General features: G+C 60.3%; 10 protein-coding genes and 1 pseudogene. 5 read left to right on the top strand and 6 right to left on the bottom strand.

Features of this window, described 5'->3' with window-relative positions:
• Positions 1 to 267 (bottom strand): annotated as a pseudogene (locus IEW18_RS18580) (hypothetical protein); the annotation flags it as partial.
• A gap of 116 nt (positions 268 to 383) precedes the next feature.
• On the opposite strand from IEW18_RS18580, the gene IEW18_RS18575 reads away from it, so the two are divergent.
• Positions 384 to 1760: a glycoside hydrolase family 2 TIM barrel-domain containing protein gene (locus tag IEW18_RS18575; protein WP_229728841.1), complete on the top strand. Its 1377-nt coding sequence runs from the start codon at positions 384 to 386 to the stop codon at positions 1758 to 1760.
• Between the two features lie 326 nt (positions 1761 to 2086).
• Positions 2087 to 4294: a right-handed parallel beta-helix repeat-containing protein gene (locus IEW18_RS18570; RefSeq protein WP_188559379.1), complete on the top strand. Its 2208-nt coding sequence runs from the start codon at positions 2087 to 2089 to the stop codon at positions 4292 to 4294.
• Between the two features lie 120 nt (positions 4295 to 4414).
• Here the strand turns inward: IEW18_RS18570 and IEW18_RS18565 are convergent, their stop codons facing one another.
• Entirely contained in the window at positions 4415 to 4723 is a 309-nt protein-coding gene (locus tag IEW18_RS18565) for a hypothetical protein (protein WP_188559378.1), read from the bottom strand.
• Positions 4724 to 4967: 244 nt separating this feature from the next.
• Here IEW18_RS18565 and IEW18_RS18560 point away from each other — a divergent pair, with 244 nt between their 5' ends.
• Positions 4968 to 5762 (top strand): SDR family NAD(P)-dependent oxidoreductase, encoded by a 795-nt coding sequence (locus IEW18_RS18560; protein WP_188559377.1) that lies wholly within the window; start codon positions 4968 to 4970, stop codon positions 5760 to 5762.
• A gap of 136 nt (positions 5763 to 5898) precedes the next feature.
• Here IEW18_RS18560 and IEW18_RS18555 read toward each other — a convergent pair whose 3' ends face one another.
• Positions 5899 to 8604 (bottom strand): sensor histidine kinase, encoded by a 2706-nt coding sequence (locus tag IEW18_RS18555; RefSeq protein ID WP_188559376.1) that lies wholly within the window; start codon positions 8602 to 8604, stop codon positions 5899 to 5901.
• A gap of 117 nt (positions 8605 to 8721) precedes the next feature.
• Positions 8722 to 11790: a CheR family methyltransferase gene (locus tag IEW18_RS18550; RefSeq protein WP_188559375.1), complete on the bottom strand. Its 3069-nt coding sequence runs from the start codon at positions 11788 to 11790 to the stop codon at positions 8722 to 8724.
• 235 nt (positions 11791 to 12025) lie between these two features.
• Between IEW18_RS18550 and IEW18_RS18545 the strand changes: the two genes are divergently transcribed.
• Positions 12026 to 13060 carry a chemotaxis protein CheB gene (locus tag IEW18_RS18545; protein ID WP_229728839.1) on the top strand — a complete coding sequence of 345 codons (1035 nt, stop codon included), beginning with the start codon at positions 12026 to 12028 and terminating at the stop codon, positions 13058 to 13060.
• 228 nt (positions 13061 to 13288) lie between these two features.
• A complete protein-coding gene (locus IEW18_RS18540; protein WP_188559373.1) occupies positions 13289 to 13639 on the top strand; it encodes a DUF3140 domain-containing protein in 351 nt (116 codons plus the stop codon).
• A gap of 506 nt (positions 13640 to 14145) precedes the next feature.
• Here the strand turns inward: IEW18_RS18540 and IEW18_RS18535 are convergent.
• Together IEW18_RS18535 and IEW18_RS18530 are read right to left on the bottom strand one after the other, a co-directional pair.
• Entirely contained in the window at positions 14146 to 16761 is a 2616-nt protein-coding gene (locus IEW18_RS18535; RefSeq protein WP_188559372.1) for a PAS domain-containing sensor histidine kinase, read from the bottom strand.
• A gap of 299 nt (positions 16762 to 17060) precedes the next feature.
• Positions 17061 to 17321, bottom strand: coding sequence for a hypothetical protein (locus tag IEW18_RS18530; RefSeq protein ID WP_188559371.1), 261 nt, complete (start codon positions 17319 to 17321; stop codon positions 17061 to 17063).
• Between the last annotated feature and the right edge of the window lie 183 nt (positions 17322 to 17504).

The following is a 17504-nucleotide window of genomic DNA, read 5'->3' as shown; positions in this document are numbered from 1 at the left end:
CAGCATGCGCAGGAGCTTGAAGCCCAGCGACACGGTCAGCAGCCAAAATAACGGCGCGTAGCCAATTGGTTTAGAAGAGATAAACCACACTAGAAAGTAGAGCAAACTAACCACTCCCAGCCCTACCAATACCCGCATCTGGCGTACGCCGGCCACTTCCCGCATCACCACACCCATTGAGGTTGACCGCTTCGCTGCAACTGGCTTGGGAGCTTTCCGCTCCACAAAGGCACCTGGCTTCTCAATCTCAAGAACATTCTCACGCATACGCCATCAACTTTACTACCTCAAGATGCAGACCTAAAGAGTTTGCCTGTACGCAAAGTTCGAAATTTTAACGATTTTTATTAAAATTTATCTTTTAGCAATACATTTATTCCTTGATGCGTTACCCTGCTCCCGTCAAATTTTCCTTGTTTCAACACTTATTCGTAAGAATAGGAGGTGCGCTTCTGGCTCTGTGCCTGCTAGATGCGTGTCGAGACAAGGCCCCGCTTTCACCGGAAAATCCGCCGGTTGGGGTAGTGCCAGTCAAGGTGGTGCGCACGGCCCAAGGCTACCAGCTGCTGCGCGGCGGTAAACCGTACTTTATTAAGGGCGGAGCAGGTCTTCATCATTACGACCAACTCCAGGCAGCCGGGGCTAACTCAGTGCGGTTGTGGTCGGCTGATTACGCCGACGACCGCATGAACGAAGCCCACCGCCACGGCCTGACGGTAATGCTCGGCCTCTGGCTGGAGCATGCATCAAAGAAATTTGACTATTACGATAAGGAGCAAGTAGCCCGGCAGAAAGAAAACTTGCGACGGCAGGTATTGCAATACCGTTACCACCCAGCCTTACTCGCTTGGGACGTTGGCAATGAGCTTGATTTAGAATCCGCTACTCCGCAGGTTTTTCGCTCCGTCAATGACATTGCCCGCATGATTCACGAGCTGGATCCATATCACCCAGTTACCACCACCCTGACCAGCTCTGTTGTGCGCCTAAAGCAGATAAAGAGCTTGTGCCCTGCTATTGACTTTATCAGTTTCAATGCCTTCGGCAACTTGCTGGATTTGGGAGAGCGGCTAGAAAAGATTGACGGTTCTACCCCTTATCTGGTAACTGAGTTTGGGGCTCGTGGTTACTGGGAGTCTCCTGTTACAAGCTGGCAGGCGGCAAAAGAGCAAAATAGTACTCAACAGGCTGCCTTTATTCGGCAGCGGTACTTGAAAACCGTGCTGGGTGACCGCGCAGCTTGTTTAGGATCCTATGTGTTCTTTTGGGGCAATAAATTTGAATATACACCTACCTGGTTTAGCTTGTTTGCGCCTACTGGTGAGAAAACGGCGGTAGTCGACGTAATGCAGGAGCTTTGGTCTGGCCGAGCCCCGCGCAATCGGGCCCCCAATATCAGCGACTTGTGGCTTACCGCAAACGGCTCTCACAACAACCAACTGCTACCACAAACCGAGTATGTGGTGCAATTGGCTACAACTGACCCGGAAAACGACTCCCTGCGAACAGTATGGGAAGTATTTCCTGATATTATTCTCAAAGCGGAGGCAAATGATACCCGAGAAAGTAGTCTAGCGACTCCCTCGGATGCTGTCAGGGATGTCGTGCTTGCTGCTAACAGTCAGCGGGCCGTATTGCGCACTCCGCAACGCCCTGGCGCCTACCGCCTCTCCGTGCATGTATTTGACGGCCAAGGTAGCGTTGCTACGGCCAGCCTTCCGTTTTACGTGCTACCATCTCAGGGCTTGACGGCAAAGTGATAGACAGACGCATATAATGATGGTCTAGGCTACAAGGGTGCATATGTCACGCTACTGCCAAAGGAACACTGGCCATGATAAGGGACAAGTGTGTTCTTTATAAAAGCATACTTGAGCTGTTAAAATAAGCGAAGCAGAAACTGTGATTATTCTTCGCAAAAAACTTTGAATAATGACGACATACGATTGGTAGGCTTCTAGTTATCATTTTGTAAATTTTTACTGTCTTACGCCCGCAATAGCGTTATAAATCTTTGTAAAACATTCATATTTTTATACTTATATACTTTTTATAGTATTGCATCCGTGTACTAGACGGCTTTGCGATGCGGATTAAAATTGTACTCTATCTACTTGTAATTGTTTCTTGGGCGGTAGGCGCCTCCACGGCGCGGGCAACAACGTACTATATTAGTCCGGCCGGTGATGACGCCGCGACTGGTACCACGGCTACCGCAGCCTGGCAAACCCTGACCCGGGTAAATGCCGCCCGCTTCCAGCCCGGCGACCGTATCCTGTTCCAGGCTGGGGCAACGTTTACGGGTTCCTTGTGGCTGCAAAGCGCCGGTAGCGCGGCTGCCCCCATTGTGGTAAGCTCCTATGGGCGGGGAGTGGCTACCATCAGCAGCGGCCACGACTTCGGCTTTTATGCTCCCGATGTAGCCGGAATTGAATTACGCCGACTTCGGTTTGTGGGCTCCGGCCGCCTAACCAACACAAACTCAGGCGTAATCTTCACCACTGCCCTAGCCAATGTGCGGCTGCGCCACCTGGTGCTGGATAGCTTGGACGTGAGCGGCTACCTGAAGGCCGGCATTATTCTGGGCAGCTCCAGCCCCAGCAGCGGCTACGACGACGTGCGCATCACTAACTGCCAGGCGCATGCCAACGGAGAAGCCGGCGTTTCATCCTACAGCTACTACCCCCAGCTTAGCCACAACAACTGGTACGTGAGCAACTGCCGCGCCTACGATAACGCGGGTCGCCAGGACGTTACGACCACTCATACCGGCAATGGCATTGTGCTGGCCGGCATTGATGGGGCCGTAGTGGAGCGCTGCGAAGCCTACAATAACGGCTGGTTGAACAGCAACCCCGGCGGCGGCCCGGTTGGTATTTGGGGCTGGCTCTGCAACAACCTAGTTATTCAGGACTGCGAGTCGCACCACAACCGCTCGGGCCTGGCCCACGATGGCGGCGGCTTCGACCTGGACGGGGGGTGCACCAACTCAGTGCTGCAGTACAACTACTCCCACGACAACGACGGCGCCGGCTACCTACTAGCGCAGTTCGACGGGGCGCCGCCCATGCACGACTTGACCATTCGCTATAACATCAGTGAAAACGATGCCCGACGCTACGGACAGGGAGCCATTATGCTGTGGTCATCGGGGGCCAACGGCGGGATTCAGCGCGCGGCCATTCACAACAACACGGTGTACGTGACGCCCGCCACCGATAATTCGCAGGCCAAAGCGTTTTATCTGTCCAGCGCCGGCGTGAGCGGCATTACCGTTCGTAACAACATCTTCCAGACGACTGCTGGCGTTCGGCAGGTGCAGGTTCTGAGCACGGCCAACCTGCAGTTACAGGGCAATTGCTACTGGGGCGGGCCTGATACGCCGCTTTCCATTGCGTGGGGCGCAAGCGCCTTCACCAGCCTCAGCAGCTGGCAGGGCGCCACGGGCCAGGAAATGATTGGGACCCGGGCCGTGGGCCTAAACCAGGCTCCCAACTTCATAAGCCCGGGCGCTGGCGGAACCCTGAACTCTACCTCCAGCAAACGCATGCAGTCCTCCTGGGATGCGTACAAGCTGCAAGCCGGCTCCTCCGTTATCGGGCAGGGCCTGAACCTGATCAGTGAATTTAATCTGTGGCCCGGACTCCGTGACTTCTTCGGCTCGGCCACTCCCCCGCAGGGGGTAGCCGGCAACATTGGGGCGGTGGAGGCCAGCAACAGCACCGCGCCCCTGCCCGTGGGGCTGGCCAGCTTCACCGCGCTCCGCCAGCGCGAGGCCGTGCTGCTGCGCTGGACTACGGTTTGGGAAGCCGCAAATGCCTACTTCGAAGTGCAGATCAGTACGGATGGGGCCGTTTTCCGCCGCGCGGGCACGGTGGCCGGCCGCGGTACAACTACGGCCCTAACCAACTACCGGTGGCTCGACGAAACGCTGCCGCACCCCGCCGCTACCCTGTATTACCGCCTGAAGCAGGTTGACCTGGATGGTAAAGAAACGTACTCATCCGTGGTAAAGGTGGCCCCGGGGGCCGCGCAGCCGGCGTTGGTGCTGCAGGCCTGGCCCAACCCCTTTGCCGAGGTAGTTAATCTACAGATTCAAAGCCCGGCCGCCGGCAAAGCCAGCATTACCTGCACCGATGCCCTGGGCCGGGCCGTGCTCAGCCGCACCTTGGATGTGGCCCAGGGCGCGGCGGTGGTTGCCCTTTCGGAGGTAAGCCAACTGCCCCCGGGCGTGTATTGCCTGCGGGTGCAACAAGGTAGCTACCAGACTACCGCCACCATAACCCGCCAGTAGCCTCGCGTATCAGTTGCCTAAAAGCGGAGCCTTGCTTGAAATACTCGTTTTCAAGCAAGGCTCCGCTTTTAGCGCTGGAGGTACTTATATAGAACAGCCCTCGGCTACCTTGCCTACTGGTTAGCGCAGGCTAACCCAATTGGGGCGGGCCGGAAGACCTGCCGGGTGGGCCTGCACTACGGACGTAACGCCGAGGGTAGCCCCGCTTGCGTCGCGGTAGCGGATGACGTATTCGGGGGCTGCTTCCGGCTCCAGGGAGGTAGTATCGAGGAAGGGGCTGCAGGCGTTGCGGGCCACGCACTGCCAGCCGTGGTGCTGGCAGCGGCGGTACACGTAAGCAAAGCTGCTGGTAGTGGTCGGGAAATCCAGCCGCCGCCCAGCTGGCACGAGGTGGAGTTGCAGAAGAAGCGTAGAAGTGAGTGCAGTCATAGCGGTGGTGGTGTGCAGAAGTATCCGTTGGATAGCTGCCTAAACGTGCCGCTGCCCCCTTAGGGTCCCGGGTTTCTACGGATTTCCCGGCCCGGAAAACCCCCATTTTCCACTCCGTATTTACCAGTTGTAGGGTTGCACGTTGCGGAAGGAGTACATAATCAGGGGATTTGCTAACCGCAGGGTATTGCCCGCGTAAGCAGAGTAAACGCCTCATTAGTAGCCTTCTGACCTTCTAACTGCTATGAACAACAACCAACAGTATGCTCTTATCACGGGGGCCACCAGCGGCATTGGCTACGAGCTGGCCAAGCTTTTTGCCCAAGACCACTACAACCTGGTTATCGTGGCCCGCAACGAGCAGGAGCTGGAGCAAACCGCCGCTGAGTTCCGCCAGCAGTATGGCGTGACGGTGGAAACCATTGCCCAGGACCTGTTCCGGCCCGAAGCGCCCTTTGCCGTGTACGAGGCCGTGAAAGCCAAGGGAATTCAGGTAGATGTGCTGGTAAACAACGCCGGGCAGGGCCAGTACGGGGAGTTTATCGAAACCGACATCAACCGGGAGCTGGAAATTATTCAGCTCAACATTGGCGCCTACGTGGTGCTCACCAAGAAATTCCTCCAGGAAATGGTGGCCCGCAACGAGGGGAAAATCCTGCAGGTGTCCTCCATTGGCGGCGAGCTGCCGGGGCCGCTGCAGTCGGTGTACCACGGCACCAAAGCTTTCGTCACTTCCTTTACCGAGGCCATCCGGGAAGAAACCAAGGAAACCAACGTGACCATCACGGCCCTACTGCCCGGCGTAACCGACACGGACTTCTTCAACAAGGCCGACATGACCGAAGCCAAGCTGGTGAAGGAAGGCCACCGCGCCGACCCCGCCAGTGTAGCCAAAGATGGTTACGAAGCCCTGATGGCGGGCAAAGACAAAGTGGTTTCCGGCTTTATGAACAAAGTACAAGTGGCCATCAGCAACGTCATTCCTGATAACCTGGTGGCCGCCAACCTGCACCAACAAGCCAAGCCCAGCGAGAAATAGATTTGCCTGCCCCGCAGCCCGATAAGTACAGAGCGGCCCTACCTCTGGTATCCACCGGGTAGGGCCGCTTTGGTTAGGACGGGCCAGAAAGGGGTAGGCGAAACGCGTACCTCAGCCCGGTTAGCTCGGGCCCGGCTTAGCTAACCGGGAAAGTAAGCGTGATGCTGGTGCCCTGGCCCGGCCTCGACTGCACCGCGAAAGTGCCACCCAGCAGCCCCACCCGCGTCCGGATGCCGGCCAGGCCTATGCCCTTGGCGGGGTCTATAACTTCTGCCTCAAAGCCGCGGCCGTCGTCTTCCACGCTCACGTGCACCTGGCCGTCCTCGCGGGCTACCTGCACAAACACCTCCTGGGCGCCCGCATGCTTCATTACGTTGTTGAGCAACTCCTGCACGCTGCGGTACACGGTGGTTTCCAGGGAGCGGGGCAGTGGTTTTTCCAGGCCGGAAAGATTCAGGTCTATGGTTAGGGAATGGGCCGGGATTCGCTTGACCAGCTCGCGCAGGGCCAGCTCCAGCCCGAAATCTTCCAGAATACTCGGGGTCAGCTCAAAGGAAATGTCCCGGGTAGCCCGAATGGCCTCACTGAGCAGGTGCAGGCTGGTACGCGTTTGCTCAGTGGAAGGCAGGTTTTCCAGGTTCAGGCGGGTGGCGTAGAGCAGCTGGCCCACGCCGTTGTGCAGGCTCTCGGAAATACGCCGGCGCTCCTCCTCCTGGGTGGTCAGAATGGCCGACAGCACCTCCTGCTGCTGGCGCAGCTTCAGACGGGTTGCTTCGGCTTGCAGGGCGTTACGCTCGGTTACGTCGCGGGCCAGGATGAGCACGCCCGACAGTACTCCCTGCTGGTGCAGCGGAATTACGTTCAGGTCCATGATGATGGGCTGGTGGCGCCAGGGCCAGTTGGCGTAGGCCACGGGCTCCCCGGCCAGGGCCCGGTGCACCAGGTCCCTGATTTCGGGGTCCTCGGCCATGCCGGGTAGGGCGTTTTCGAAGGGCAGACCCAGCACCTCCGCCTCCGGCTGGCCCATAACGGCGGCTACCCTGTTGTTCCAGGCCGTTACCCGCAGGTCGGTATCCAGGGCGATAACGCAGTCGATGGTGTTATCGAGCAGCCTTTTGGTAAACTCCTTCTCGGCCTGCAACTTTTCGCGCTGCTCCTCCGACTCTGTCACGTCGATGCCGAGCAGAACGGCTTGCTGGCGCAGGGCATCAAAGAAGCCATAGTTGAGGAAGAAAACCGGCTTGCCTTCGTACTCGGCCCGATCCAGGAACCGCACGGCCCGGCCGGAGAGCAGCTCGTTGGCCGGTTTGGCCAGGGAGGGGAAGGCATCGGTCAGGGAATGCCCCACCAATTCATTGTCCTGAATGCCAATGCGGCGCAGGCCCTCGCCTTCCACGCTCAGAAAATGACCATCAGGCTTAATCTGGCTAAGAATGATGGGCAGGTTTTGCAGAATGTGGGAAAGCAAACGGTTTTTGTAGCCTAGTTCCTCCTCCGCCACCCGCCGCGTGGTAATGTCGCGCATGAGGCCCACAAAGCGGGTGGGCCGGCCTAGCTCGCGCATAACTTTCCCGAAGGCCGAGACGTAGCGGATGCTGCCATCGGGCCAGATGAGGCGGTGCTCTAGATCCAGGGGCACCTCCTCGGTGGCGGCCCGGTGCAGGTGGGCCGCTACTGCTTCCCGGTCATCGGGGTGAATGGCTTGCTGCAGGAATTGAAGCGGGGCGGGGGAGGGTGCCTCGGGCTGGCCGCAAATGCTGCGGGCCCGCTCGTTCCAGGTTATTTCACTGGTGACGTACTCAATGGTCCATACGCCGGCCTCCGAGGCTGTCAGGGCCATTTGCAGCTGCTCCTCACTTTCCCGCATTAGCCGGGGGCTTTCCTTTTCCGCCGTAATATCGCGCCAGGAGGCGTGCACCACGTGGCCGTCGGTTTCGGGAATGGCCGTGAGCAGGACGTCTTCCCAGAACTGCTCCCCGTTGCTGCGGTAGCGGCACCACTCAAAACGGGCGTGCCCCCAGCGAAGGGCGTGCTCCCAGTACTGCTGGGCCAGGGTAAAGGACAGCTGGCCATCGGGCTGCCGTTCCGGCGAAAACGCGGCGGCATGCTGCCCAATCAGCTGGCTTTTTTCGATGAGGCCCAGCAAACGCAGCGTGGCGGGGTTGCAGTCCACGAAGCGGTTGTCGCGCATGAGCAGCATGCCATCCTGGCTCTGGTCGAAGAGGATGCGGAAGCGCCGCTCGCTAAGCTCCAACTCCCGGCGGGCCTGGCGCTGCTCGGTAATATCAATCAGGGCCAGGCGGCAGAGCTGGTTGCCCCCGACATCAGGAATGGCTACCCCTTCCAGCCGCACAAACAAGATGTTCCCGTCGTAGTGACGCATCTCCACGGCCAGCACTTGGCGCGCTTGGTGCTGCTGGATGCGCTCCACAAACTCGGCAAACTGGTGGCGGTACGACGGGACCACAAACAAAGCCAGCCGCCGCCCCAGCAGCTGCTGGCGCACCAGCCCCAGCAGCTGGCAGGCCTGCAGGTTCAGCTGGGTCAGGGTACTATCGGGGGCCAGGGTGCAGTAGCCTACCGGCGCAAAGTCGTAGAGGTCAACGTACTGAGCCCGGGAAGCCTCGGCAGTAGCCTGGGCCAGCAGCAATTCCTCGTACTGCATTTCCAGCTCTATCTGGTGGGTTTGCAGGTCCTGCACCAGCCGGTGCATTTCCGGGGAGGCATCCGGCGCAAGGCTGTGGGTTACCAGCGCCCGCCGCTCGGCCCGGGCCCGGAGGTCGCGCAGGGCGGCAGGCACGTCAATTGGGTGGTGGTTTAACCCCGGCTCAAGTTCATTCATAACACTGGCAGCGCGTAAAGCAGGTACGCTCCGAGGAGCTACGCAAAAGAATAGGGAACGTTCTGGGCCGGCAGCCGCCAGCAGGACGCTTGCTGGCCAGGGCTACCCGCCAGAAAATCAGGCTACTACCTCCAAGGTTTCTATGCCCAGCAGCAGCCGGTTGGTTTGGTGGCCGCCGCGCAGAATGGCCCGCCCGTAGAGCACCAGCCGGCGCCGGCCCAGCTCCGGAAACTGGGCCTCCAGCACGTAAGAGTCGAAGGCGGCCTCAGTGGCGGTTTCCGTGAGAATGGCTGGGGCCAGCAACGCCTGCAAGTGGCGCTCCAGGCCTGGGTTGTCCCAGGCACCGTTGCTCAGGGAGGCCAGCGGCTGGCCCTGCACCTCGGGGGCCGTTAGGCGGAACGCCTGCAGGAAAGACGGGCTGGCCGTTACCACGCGCAGGTCGCCATCGAGCACCAGCAGGGGCTCCCGCACCGTTTCCACCACGCTTTCGGCAAGGCGGGCGGCTTCCTGAAGCTGGTTTTCCAGCACTTTCATTCCCGTCACGTCGGTGAAGGTGATGACGGCCCCGCTGATGTAGTTGTCCAGGGTGCGGTAGGGCAGAATGCGCATGGTGTACCACTCGCCCGAAACGGTTTGGATGTTGGTTGAAACGCTGGTGAGGCGTTCCAGCACCTGGCGCACGTCGCGCAGCAGGTGCTCATAGCGCAGGTTGGAGGCAAAGTGCATGAGCGGGCGCCCCACATCCGTGGGAACCAGGGGAATGATGCGCTCCACGGGCGGCGTAAACCGCTTGATGGTCATGCTGTTGTCGAGGAAGATGATAGCAATTTCGGTGGCGTCCAGCAGGTTCTTCATGTCGTTGGCCGACTCCGAGAGCTGCTCCGTTTTCACCATGTACTGCATGTTCAGGGTCATCAGCTCCTCGTTCAGGCTCTGCATTTCCTCCTTGTTGGTCATGGCCTCCTCGTTGGTGCTTTGCAGCTCCTCGTTGGCCGACTGCAGCTCCTCGTTGATGCTTTTCATCTCCTCCAGGGAGCTTTCCATTTCCTCCAGGGAGGTTTGCAGGCGGTACTTGGTGTACTGCAGCTCCTTTTCCAGGTTGGCTACCACCTCGTCGCGGGTCAGGTCGGGGCCGGGGCGGCCCGCTTTGCGCATGCGGCGGGGGGTAGGCTGCTCCTCAAACACCACCAGCAGCAGGCCCGAGAGGGTGCTGGGTTCATCGAGGGGCTTGATGGTAAGGCGCACCAGCTGCTGGCCGCTGTCGGTTTGCAGGCGGGCGTTGTCCACGGTTACTTCCTCGTGGGTCTCGGCGGCGCGGTGCACGGCCGCGCTCAGCTCGTAGGCCAGGTCCTCGCGGGCCATTTCAAACAGGTTCATGCCGCTCAGGCCGGGGGCCGGCTCCAGGTAGCGGCCCGTACGGCCGTGGATGTAGAGAATTTCGCCCTTGGGGTTGACCACCACGGCCGGCGGGGCATAGGTGCGCAGCAGCACCGTCTGGACCAGGGAGGCAAACGCCCCGCCCTGGCGGCGAGTAGAAGTGGCAGAAGACATAAGGGCGGGCGGGGCCGGAGCCAGGGTAGGGTGGGGGGCCAGGGCGAAGGGAAAATTCGTCAGGCGAGGAAAGGCAGTAGGCGAGTCGTTGCGGCGCGAAATCTTCCACTTCAAATCCAGGGGCTGAAACAGGTCCTGGGAGCCGGTAATGTTTTCGCTGGGCCCCAGAAACAGCAGTCCGCCGGGGTTCAGGGAGTAGTGGAACACCGGCAGCAGGCTTTTTTGCAGCTCCGCGCTCAGGTAAATCAGCAGGTTGCGGCAGCAAAGCAAGTCCAGCTTGGTGAAGGGCGCATCCTTGTGGATGTTGTGCAGGGCAAACACCACCAAATCGCGCACCTCCTTCCGAATCTGGTAGTGGTCGTTTTCCTTGTAGAAGAAGCGTTGCAGCCGCTCCGGGTTCACGTCGGCCGTGATGTTGTTGGAGTAGAGGCCCTGGCGGGCGAAGCTGACGCCCTCGGGCGAGATGTCGGTGGCAAACAGCTGAATTTTGAGGTGGCGGCTGGGGTCCACCTCATCCAGGCACTCCAGCAGAGTCATGGCCAGGGAGTAGGCCTCCTCGCCGGTGGAGCAGCCCGGGGCCCACACCCGAATGGTAGAGCCCGACTCCCGCGCCTGAACCAGGGTCCGGAGGTGGACTTTCAGGCTCTCGAAGGCGTCCGAGTCGCGGAAGAACTTGGTCACCCCAATCAGCAATTCCTTGAACAGGCTTTCCACTTCCTGGGGATTTTCCTGGAGGTAGCGCACGTAGTGGCCGAACTCCTTGATCTGGTGGGCGTTCATGCGCCGCTCAATGCGCCGGAACACCGTGTTGCGCTTGTAAAAGCTGAAGTCGTGGCCCGTTTGAGCCCGGATAAGCAAGAAAATTTTCTGCAGCGCGTGGGCGGGCATGGTCGTTGGCTCGTCGTAGACGTCGCCCCGGGAAGGGCGCGCAAGCAGGGGCCGCTCCACGTAGTCGAGCAGCTTGGCGGGCATCTGTTCCGGGGGCAGCACAAAATCCACGAACTCGGTGGCCAGCGCCGCCCGGGGCATGGAGTCGTAAAGGGCCGTTTTGGGCTCCTGCACCATCACCATGCCGTAGTTTTCCATCACCAGCTTCAGGCCGGTGCTGCCATCGGAGCCCAGGCCCGAGAAAATCACGCAGATGGCCTGCTCACGCGCATCCTTGGCCAGGCTTTGCAGAAAAAAATCAATGGGCTGGCGCAGGGCCGGCGCCTGAGTAGGCGGTAGCAGCAGCAGCGTGCCGTGCAGCAGGCTCAGGTCCCAGTTGGGCGGAATAACGTACACGGTATTGGGCTGCACCTGCATTCCGTCGGCTACTTCTACCACGGGCATGTCGGTGTAGCGCTGCAACACGCCGGCCAGGTCGCCGTCGTGGTTGGGCAGCAGGTGCATCACCACCACGAACGCCATACCGCTGGTGGTGGGCATGGCCCCAAAAAACCGCTCAAACGCCTCCAATGAGCCCGCCGAGCCGCCCATAGCAACTACCGGAAATTTCAGGGTAGCGGCCCCAAGTTTGGAAGTTTTTGGGCTGGGCTGTTCCGCCGTGGGGAGCTGTCCGGCGCCATTCGTGGGGGTAGCCGGCGCCGCAGAAGGGAGGTGGGCTTCCGGGTTCGGGCGAAAATCTGGAGTCATGAGGAAAGGGAAAGAGGTAGCGGCTTGAGTGCGGCCGCCACTAAGTGGCCGCCCAACATGACGGGCTGCCTGAGGTAAAGCTATCCAATATAACCCGCTTGCCCGGCGTTTCGATCCGAGAGTTTATGAGAGAAAACGAAGCTCAACCAGAGACTGACTGGCTTTGGCTGCGTACAGCAGGCTGTACCTACGGGCGTTAGCCCGCACTTATCCTTCTTCCTCTCCCTTCTGGCCCGTGACTAGTTTTCCTGCTCACCTCATTGTAATTGGAACCTCTGCGGGCGGTATGCCAGCCCTTACCCAGTTGGTAGAGCAGTTACCTGCCTCCCTGCCCGCCGCCGTGCTGGTAGTGCAACACCTCTCGCCCGACTCCACGGGCGAGCCCCTAGTAAACCGCCTCAACCACCATACCGACCTACGCTGCCAGCTGGCTGTAAACAACATGCCGCTCGAGGCCGGCACGCTCTACTTGGCCCCGCCCGACCGGCATATGCTGGTGAAAGACGACTATCTGCTGGTAACCAAAGGCCCGCGCGAAAACAACTACCGCCCCGCCGCCGACGCCCTGTTCCGGTCGGCGGCCGTGCACCATGGGCCCAACGTAATTGGGGTGGTGCTTACTGGCATGCTGCACGATGGCACCGCCGGCCTTGACTTTATTAAGCGCTGCGGCGGCACAGCCGTGGTGCAGGACCCCCACGACGCGGAGTTCCCGAGCATGCCCGAAAGCGCCCTGCACGGAACCGATGTCGACTACGTAGTGCCGCTGGATATGATGGGCCGCCTGCTACTGGAACTGGTAGGAATGCCCAGCCGCCCGCTTGTCGAGGCCTCTGTGCCGGAAGATTTAAGATTGGAAGCCTCAATTGCCGAACGTGTTGTGGGACAAACCTATGAAGTAGACCAGCTGGGCCAGCAAGTGCCGCTCACCTGCCCCGACTGCGGCGGAACTCTCTGGGAGCTTCGGCAAGGCAAAATGTTGCGCTACCGCTGCCACACCGGCCACTCCTTTACGGCCGATGCCCTGCTGGAGAAAACCCAGCATGCCATGGAGGAAACCCTGTGGGTGGCCCTGCGCATGATGGAGGAGCGCAAAAACCTGCTAACCAGCATGGCTGTGCGCGGGGAGGGCCTCTGGAGCGCGCAGCAGGAGGAAAAGCTTAACGAAATCAAGAAGCACATCAACCGCCTGCGCAAGTTTCTCATCAACGGCCAGAAAGAGGAGGGCCTACCCTTACGGAACAGTACCGAAGATCAGCCCACAAATTAACCGCGCCCCAAGTCAGGGCGCGGAAAAACTGCGCTGCCTCAGCAGAACGCCTTGCTGTGGGTGCGCAACTGGCGCTTAAGCAGGGCCTTCTGCTGGGGCTGGCAGTTGCCCGCTTGCTTGCCTGGCTGGGTAGCCTAGGTAACTGTTCGGCTCGGGTTGCCGTTGAGACGGAGGCAGCCGGGCAACACCGGCTCGTATTTTCCGTGCTTTCACCCTCCATCCTAAGCCATGCCAACCAAATCCACCCCCAGCGCCGAGGTCTATGCGGAGTTCAAGCGCGACGTGAACATGACTGCCGCTGAAATTGAGAAGTGGCTTAAAACCGAAGAATCCCAGTCTGTGGGGCAGGACAGCGGCGACGGCACCAGCATCGGGCACCACTCCGGGGAGCGAATTGTGGAGATTTTGCGCAAGAAAAAGGCCGACCTCACCGAGGCCGACGAACAGCACATGCACAAGGTGCACAGCTACGTCAGCCGCCACCTGGCCCAGGGCCCCCAAAACCAGAACGAGGTAGAAACCTCGCGGTGGCGCTACTCCCTCATGAACTGGGGCCACGACCCGCTCAAGGACCGGTAGCAAACCAAAAGAACCGTGCTGCCCCGCTCCGGCCGGGAGCCGGGAGTAGGCCCAAAATTCTAGAATTAAAGCAACGAGCGTCCAGCCCAGGACAAGCCTAAGCAGGACGCTCGTTTCATGCTGAAAAATAACCTGTTGTCGGCTGCCAAGGCACCCGAGGCGGCGCGCCTGGTGACGACGACGGTGCCAGGTGCACAAAAGCTGTCCTGCTAGCCTAAGACGCAGCTCCGGGCCTGCTAACGGGGCAATGACGTTGCAAGAGTACCTGTTCTGCTTGATCTAGTCTCTGCTTGTCGAAGCATCCCTACCGCTTCGTTGTCACCTCTAATTAATCAGCCAGCGGTAGAGATACTTCGCCTGCGCTCAGCATGTCGGCCGTACTCAGCCTGCGAACTGCTGCTCTTATGCTGCGGGCGCAGCACACTAGGCATGACGTTTATTGTCTCGCTACCCAACCTCCTCTGCTTAAGTTCTTGGCTCGGTGGGGGTAGGGCGGCTGGCCGCGTCTACTCAGTGGGCAGCGCCGAGGCGGGCAGGTGGATGCGGAAGGTGGTACCCTGGCCCACCGTGCTGCTAACTTCTACGTGGCCTCCGGCCTGCTGAGCAATACGGTTTACCAGGTAAAGACCCAGCCCCGAGCCCGGCACGTGGTCATGAAAGCGCCGGAACATGGTAAACAAATCGGGGCCGAACCGCGCCAGATCCAGCCCCAGGCCGTTGTCTTGCACCACTAGCAGGGGGCTGCCCGCGGCCGTTATCCGGGAGGAAACCCGCACTACGGGCGGCCGGTCGGGGTGGGCGTACTTGAGGGCGTTGCTGAGTAGGTTATACAGGATGCTCTGCAGGTTAAGGCGGGCAAACACGACCCGCGGCACGGAGGCGAAATCCAGCTCAAACTGCGCCTGTTGGGCCTCGGCCTGGCTGCGCAGGCTCTGCATCACGCTCTGGGCCAGGGGCTGCAACTCCACAACTTCGGTGGGGAAGCGCTGGGCCAGCCGCTCGGCCTGCACTACCTGCGCCAGGCCCTGAATGGTGGCCTGAATCTGCCCCAGGGCATCCTCAAACATCTGCATGAGGCGCTCGGCGTCGGGGTCGTGGAAGGTGGCCGTGCGCTTGAGCTCCTCAAACACGCCGGCCATGTTGTGCACCGGCTGCTGCAAGTCGTGGGAGGCCGTGTACACAAAGTTATCCAGGTCCTGATTGATGCGGGTCAGCTGTTCGTTGGTGTGGCCTAGTTGCAGGTTGGCGGCCAGGGCCTTGGCGTTGGCTTCCCGCAACTCCTTGTTGGAGGTAGCGAGCTTTTTACTGGCCAGGGCCAGGGCTTCGGCCAGCTCTTTCTGCTGGTGAATGTCGGTGTTGGTGCCGAACCAGCGCAGGGGCTGGCCGTTTTCATCGCGTAGGGCCAGGGCCCGCACCAGAAACCAGCGGTAGGCCCCATCGGCCCGGCGCAGGCGCGCCTCTACCTGGTAGGGGTTGCCGGTAGCCAGGGCCGCACGCCAATGCTGTTGCATCAGGGGCAGGTCCTGGGGATGAAAAAAGGACATCCAGCCCTGACCATTCGTCTGGGCCGGGGTGCCGCCAGTGTAAGCGTACCACTGCTCGTTGTGGTACTCGGCCTCACCGGTGGGGGTAGTCGTCCAGACCAGGTTGGAAATGGCGTTGGTCAGGGTCCGGAAGGCCAGCTCGCTGTGCTCCACGTGGCGGCGGGCCCGCACCAGGTCCGTCACTTCGTAGGCAAACACCAGCACCCCATCAATGCGGCCCCGCTCATCGTAGCGGGGCTGCTGAATATAGGTGAAGTACCGGTCCTCCAGCTGCCCGTCCTCGGGCCGGGCCACCGGAATATGGATGCTGGTTTCCTGGTGCGTAACGCCCGTTTCGTACACCTGCCGGAAGGTGCGGTACACGCTGTGGTGCGCAATTTCGGGTAGGGCTTCCAGAATGGGTTTGCCCAGCAGCTCGCGCCCCGGAAACAGCTCCTGATACCCAGGGTTCACCAGCTCAAAGACAAGCTCCGGGCCATCCAGTACGCAAATAGCGGCCGGGGCCTGCATAAAAAACCGCTCCAGGCGGGCGCGTTGGCGCTCGGCCTCGGCCTGGGCCTGCTGCGCCTCCCGGGTGCGGTCCGCCACGCGGCGCTCCAGCTCATTGTTGGTGGTCAGAATCTCGAGGTTGGCCGATTGCAGCTCCTCGTTGGTGGCCGTTAGTTCCTCGTTGGTGGCGGCCAGTTCTTCGTTGGCCTCGCCCAGCTGCATTTCGCTTAGCTCCACGCGGCGGCGGGCTGTTACTTGCTCCGTCACCTCGTAGGCAAATACCAGAATGCCATCCACGGCGCCGGCCAAGTTGCGGGTAGCCTGGTAAATGAAGTTGTAGTAGCGCTGGCCCAGGCCGCCGGTATTGTCGTGGTCGAGCTGTACCTGCATTTCGGTGGCATGGAAGGTTTCGCCGGTGCGGTACACCTCGTCGAGCAAGTCAAATATGGGCTGCCCGGCCAGCTCGGGCATGGCTTCCCGGATGGGCTTGCCCAGTAAAGGCCGCTTCCCGACGAGTGCCTGGTAAAGCGGGTTCACGAGTCTGAAAACGTGCTCCGAGCCCTCAAAAATGGTAATCATGGCCGGGGCCTGCATAAACAGGTGGTGCAGGCGGTTGCGCTGGGTTTCGGCCTCGGTGCGGGCGGCCTGCTCCCGGGCCTGGCTGGCGCGCAGGGCTTGCTCCACTGCCGTGCGCGACTGGTCGGCCGTATCGGTGAAGCTAACCAGCAGGCCGCTGCCTACCCGCCGGGCCGAGAGGTGAAAGTAGTTATCGAGCCCGTCGCCCTGGTAATTAACGCTGAAGCGCTCCAGCTGCCCCGAGGTAAAGGCCCGGCAGTGAAAGTCGAACACGCCGGTGGGCAGAGTATGGGGGTAAAGCTGCAGGTAGGTTTCGGTAGGCCGGGCCGGCAGCCCCAGAATCTGCTGGGCTTTGGGGCTGAGCAACTCAATGGTGAAATCCACAATTTCCTCGCCGCCTGCGCTGTTATAGATGGGTTTGTACAGCGCAATGCCCGTCAGCGAAACTTCAAACAAGCCCTGCAACAACTCATCGAGCGGGAAAGTGTTCCCCACTTCGGCTGAAAAGAGCACAGAGTCAAAAAAGTCAGGCACAAGAAAACAGACTGCAAAACCTACTATTACCCTGGTACCCACTACCAGGGTTAGGTACAACAATACTGATAAAATACTGCTCGGGGCTGGAAAGGTTTTTTGGGGCTGGGTGCGCCAGGCTCATAAACCGGCAAGTGCGCGGCATCTAAACCGGAAATAGACTACCTGACGCAGGAAAGCAGTAAGCCATCAGCGCGCCGCCAACGGCTAGTGCCTGGTAAGCATGCGAAGTTTGCCGGAGTGAGCGAGCAGCATTGCGGCTACGGGTCCCGGGTAGCTTAGCTGCCCTCGGCCGTAATGTCCTGCACTGTAAAACCGCCCTTGGTCAAGGCCTGCCGGATGCCTTCCGGACTAGGATTCTCGGTGGCGGCTACCACGGCTACTTCTGCTTCGCCGGCTTCTATGCGGTCCACTATCAGGCCCAGGCTCATCAGGAGTTGCCGGGCCCGCCCAATGCTGTCGGCGTCGGTGAGGGTAGGAATCTGCAGGCGGTAGCGCAGCAGTTGGGTGGGGTTGGTATCGGGGGTGGGCGTGTGCATGGCAGAAAGGAAATGAAGCGAGAAACTCAGCAGAGGCTGGCTCTTGTGTACTGCATTAGGGCCGGGAGGTTATGTTGAGTTGGCGCCGCCGGGGTAGTCGGCCGCAAACCAGTAGCTTCGCGGGGCCTTGCGCAACCGCCCGCTACGTTGCGCGTCAGTAGCCCACGTTCCTTTTTCATTTCT

It is taken from the genome of Hymenobacter glacieicola, assembly GCF_014640315.1.
Lineage (GTDB): Bacteria > Bacteroidota > Bacteroidia > Cytophagales > Hymenobacteraceae > Hymenobacter > Hymenobacter glacieicola.
Note: the sequence above shows the minus strand (reverse complement) of the source record. Positions and strands in the feature narration are given on the sequence as shown.